Raw genomic sequence first — 3,771 nt, forward strand, 5'->3', positions numbered from 1 at the left:
TAACCTGGAGAACGCAAAGAAAATACTTTCAGGAATTTAACATAATATATAGCAAGAAGTCTCTTTCCTTTACAGATGTGCAATGAATTGTAAAAGCACTGTACGAACGCTGTAAAAGCAAAAAAGAACACTTGGTTGGTGATGCAGTTCATGGTATAATAGTATCAGTTGATAACATAAATGATAAAAAAGCTAATTTTGTTAAAAAAGGATCACAATGTACATTTAGAATATCAGATTTACCGCCTTTTGATCATGTGGTTGTAATGTTCCGTGCATAGCCCAGAATGGAACTAAGTAAATTTATCAATGTCTGTCCCTTTTTCAAAATCTGAGATTTAATTGGCAGAAGTATATCACATGATAATGTTTATGGTATGAAAAAAAGCTTTCGTTGTAGCCTATGGTTCTGCATGGAAAGTTATTGGATAAAAGATACTGATTAATACTTGGTAAAATGAGGGAGCTCACAAATGAAAAAAATTACAATTGCCTTAATTATGGTTATATCATTAATAGCACCAATTCAGACAATGGCGGAGAGTGTTACCCAGAACGGTACAATAATAGAGCCTTTGGAACAGAATATTGAACAGATCATCGATGAAATCACTTCTGAACCGCGTCCAATAAATTCTGATGCAATACAGAATGTAAAAGAATATATTAGTGAATATTTTGGCAATCTGGGATATGACAATATAGAATACCAGAAATTCGAATATAACGATGAAAACAATGAGAATGCAATAAGGCATTCCTCGCAGGCAGATGTGTTTCTGGCATCAACAGCCGAGAATGCAATTGTTGACGGCATTGGTGAAAATATCATTGTGACAAAAAACTCATCTATTGATACTACAAAAAATCTGATCATAAGTGCCCATTATGACAGTGCAGAAGATTCGGTGGGCGCCAATGATAACGGTTCCGGAGTGGCAGCAGTGCTTGAACTGGCAAGGATTTTAAAAGATACAGAGATACCGTATAATATAAAATTCATCCTGTTCTCGGGCGAAGAGAAATATATGCTGGGTTCAAGATGGTATGTTGGTAAGCTGACGGAGGACGAGCGGAAACAGATCATCGGAGTAATAAATATTGATACTATTGCAGAAAAAAGTGATCTGGGTTATATGGCGATGATCGAAGGAAACAAAAGACCAGACAATGCGGAATATGATGATGAGGGATTGAAAAAACTGGCAGAATTAAATAAAAACAGTATGTCAGAACTATTTACACCCAGTGACAGATTTTTCCTGACAATGGCAACCAACAGTGACCATTATCCGTTTGCATTAGTGAATATCCCGGCAGTATCTATTGTCCAGGACTGGCAAGATGGTTTGAACGTGAATGATAGTTCTGATGTAAAAGAAAATATGGATATACAGAGAATTGTGGAAGTGATTGATCAGGTTATGGAAGTACTTCCAACGATCAATTAAATTTATATTAAAAATCTCCCACTAATGGTAGTGCCAGATAAAAAACATTGTAGAAGTCAGTAATATTAATGTTTTTCATGGTGCTAGCACGGTACGAAGTCGAAATAATCAAATACTGACAGAGACTAGGAGGTGGAATAATGAAAAAATGGATCGTGATGCTGGCGGTACTTGTTATGTTCTGTCTGGCGGGATGTGGGGAAAAGCCGATGACAGCAGTGTATTTTCATACAGATGATAACAGCTGGTATTTTGCGGATCTGGACACGGACACGATTTTTTCCGGAACGATACCGGATAAGCTTACGGATGAGAATGGAAAGAAGCTGACAGAGGAAGATATGACAGACGGAGATGTTTACCTGATCTATGGAGATGGTATCATGCTGCAAAGCTTCCCGGGACAGTATCCGGGAATCACAAAGATGGTACGGAAAGAACAGGGCAATCAGGAAAAGGCCGATCATTACCGGAAGGAGCTGCTTTCCATGATGCGTCCGGTGACTGAAGAGTGATAAAATAAAGCTTTTTTAGAAAAATATTAAAAGAAAATATATATCCATTTCTTCTATATTTTGATAAACTATATATTAAGGTCACTGAGAAGAATAAATTTTAATTGCTTTGTGGAACAGATTGATATTTACAGGGAGGAATCGTATTTCAGATTCTTCAAGTACATAAGAGTTCACTTTTCGTTGTATTTTAAAGAAAGAGAGACATGGAAACTTTGGAACAACAGCGAAAGTATCTTTGAAAAAGATCAAGGGATTACAATAAAATGATATGTAAATGAAGAGTAAGGGGAAAAATGCTGATTACGGATATTATTAACATTTTGGGGAATGAGTTTAGTAGTATATATTGCGTAAATCGTCAAGATCAGTACATTCAGATTTATAGACATCTAAATGAAAACACAGAGTTAGATGAATTAATGAACGAGAAGAAAACATATGAAACCGTAATACAAAAGTATATAGAGACCAATGTATTTGAAGAAGACAGAAATAAAATGCTGGTTGCTACGGATTTTAATAATATATGCAAACAACTGCAACTGGTCTCACAGTTCACAATACATTACAGGATAAAAAATGGTAATGATATTTTGCGTTATCGTATGAAATGTGCAAGAATTGGAAATGCAGATACATTCGAAAAAATAGTGTTTGCGTTTGCAAGTGAGGATTCAGATATAAGATTAGATGAGTTAGGCATTATGAACTTGAGCAGCACCGGTGAGAAAAGAAAAAGCATCTTTTCTCTGCTTATTAAGTGATGATTGTGAGCTGGATCATCGGAGAATGGACAATGTTATTAATGAGTTTGTAGAGAATGCTCCGATTAAAGGAATAAAGATTAAATATGGTATTTACAAAAATATAGATAAGAATCTTTCAATAGCTACCATATATGATTATGCATCTATGGCGGCAGAAACAGTTATGGAAGATTATAATCATGACTATGCGTATTATACAGATGAACTGGCGCAGAAGAGACTTTATAACCAAATGATAGAAAACGATTTTACAGATGCTTTGAAAAATAAGGAGAGATTGGTATAGACGATATTATTTGGATTATTAATCGGCAGGGATAGTCACTTTCCCTTTATATTCCTGCAGGTTTTACATAAGAAGATGGATTTCGGTCAGCAAAGGCAGCTCCCACAATGCCTTTTGGATATCCGCTTCTGCAAGTTGTAGTAAGCAATTGCTTCCCATCAAAATCATGGGGAAAGCGAACTGGTCTGAAAGACCGCCAGTTAGTGTGATGATGATAAGGAGATTTTGAAACTGATGACAGACAGAGATTATGCAATTAAATCAGTGAAAGAAATTACCTTCCATATGGCAAGTCATGCACAGGATTAAGACATTATACTGATATTAAAGAACTGATGACAAGCTACCAGAAACTGATTTTAGAAAACCAGTTGTATTGGAAGAACTGGATATGGAGTGCCAGGAGAAAATCAATGAAGATATGGCATATGCATTGAGTTATCTGAGCATTTATAACAATCAGCTGAATGTGCCAAAGATGCACCGGGAAATGAATAACCTGATGATCATTTATGGCTTGTCTGATATGATCTATCGTGGAATGACACTGGTGAAGTTCTATGCACCGAATGGTGTGATGCTCAGTGAAATCCTTCATTCCTGTTTTTGCAGTCATTATAATAAGACAGATGTGGAAGTACAGCAGGAGCTAGGAATAGGCAGGACTTCTTTTTATAAAATGAAGAAGCAGGCACTTGGATATTTAGGATTTTATTTTTACGAGATCGTGGTACCGCAGGCAAAGGATA

At 36.1% G+C, this 3,771-nt stretch carries 5 protein-coding genes; all 5 read left to right on the forward strand.

Features of this window, described 5'->3' with window-relative positions; genetic code table 11:
* Positions 1-473 precede the first annotated feature (473 nt).
* Entirely contained in the window at positions 474-1,451 is a 978-nt protein-coding gene (locus tag LIR34_RS17345; RefSeq protein WP_173903407.1) for a M28 family metallopeptidase, read from the forward strand.
* Positions 1,452-1,591: 140 nt separating this feature from the next.
* A complete protein-coding gene (locus LIR34_RS17350; RefSeq protein WP_059085767.1) occupies positions 1,592-1,966 on the forward strand; it encodes a hypothetical protein in 375 nt (124 codons plus the stop codon).
* 422 nt (positions 1,967-2,388) lie between these two features.
* Positions 2,389-2,733, forward strand: a complete 345-nt coding sequence (locus LIR34_RS17355; protein ID WP_021976145.1) for a hypothetical protein — start codon at positions 2,389-2,391, stop codon at positions 2,731-2,733.
* A gap of 25 nt (positions 2,734-2,758) precedes the next feature.
* Positions 2,759-3,022: a hypothetical protein gene (locus tag LIR34_RS17360; protein ID WP_015524971.1), complete on the forward strand. Its 264-nt coding sequence runs from the start codon at positions 2,759-2,761 to the stop codon at positions 3,020-3,022.
* 376 nt (positions 3,023-3,398) lie between these two features.
* Positions 3,399-3,771, forward strand: a 373-nt coding sequence (locus LIR34_RS17365; RefSeq protein WP_265107749.1) for a hypothetical protein, incomplete at its 3' end; no start/stop codon positions are given.

Origin of the sequence: Blautia sp. MSK17_66, from assembly GCF_020538025.1 — a bacterium.
Lineage (GTDB): Bacteria > Bacillota > Clostridia > Lachnospirales > Lachnospiraceae > Blautia_A.

Bases quoted from the DNA above. Each gene is read 5' to 3' on its own strand.
- LIR34_RS17345 (WP_173903407.1), top strand. From the start codon at position 474: ATGAAAAAAATTACAATTGCCTTAATTATGGTTATATCATTAATAGCA.
- LIR34_RS17350 (WP_059085767.1), top strand. From the start codon at position 1,592: ATGAAAAAATGGATCGTGATGCTGGCGGTACTTGTTATGTTCTGTCTG.
- LIR34_RS17355 (WP_021976145.1), top strand. From the start codon at position 2,389: ATGAACGAGAAGAAAACATATGAAACCGTAATACAAAAGTATATAGAG.
- LIR34_RS17360 (WP_015524971.1), top strand. From the start codon at position 2,759: ATGGACAATGTTATTAATGAGTTTGTAGAGAATGCTCCGATTAAAGGA.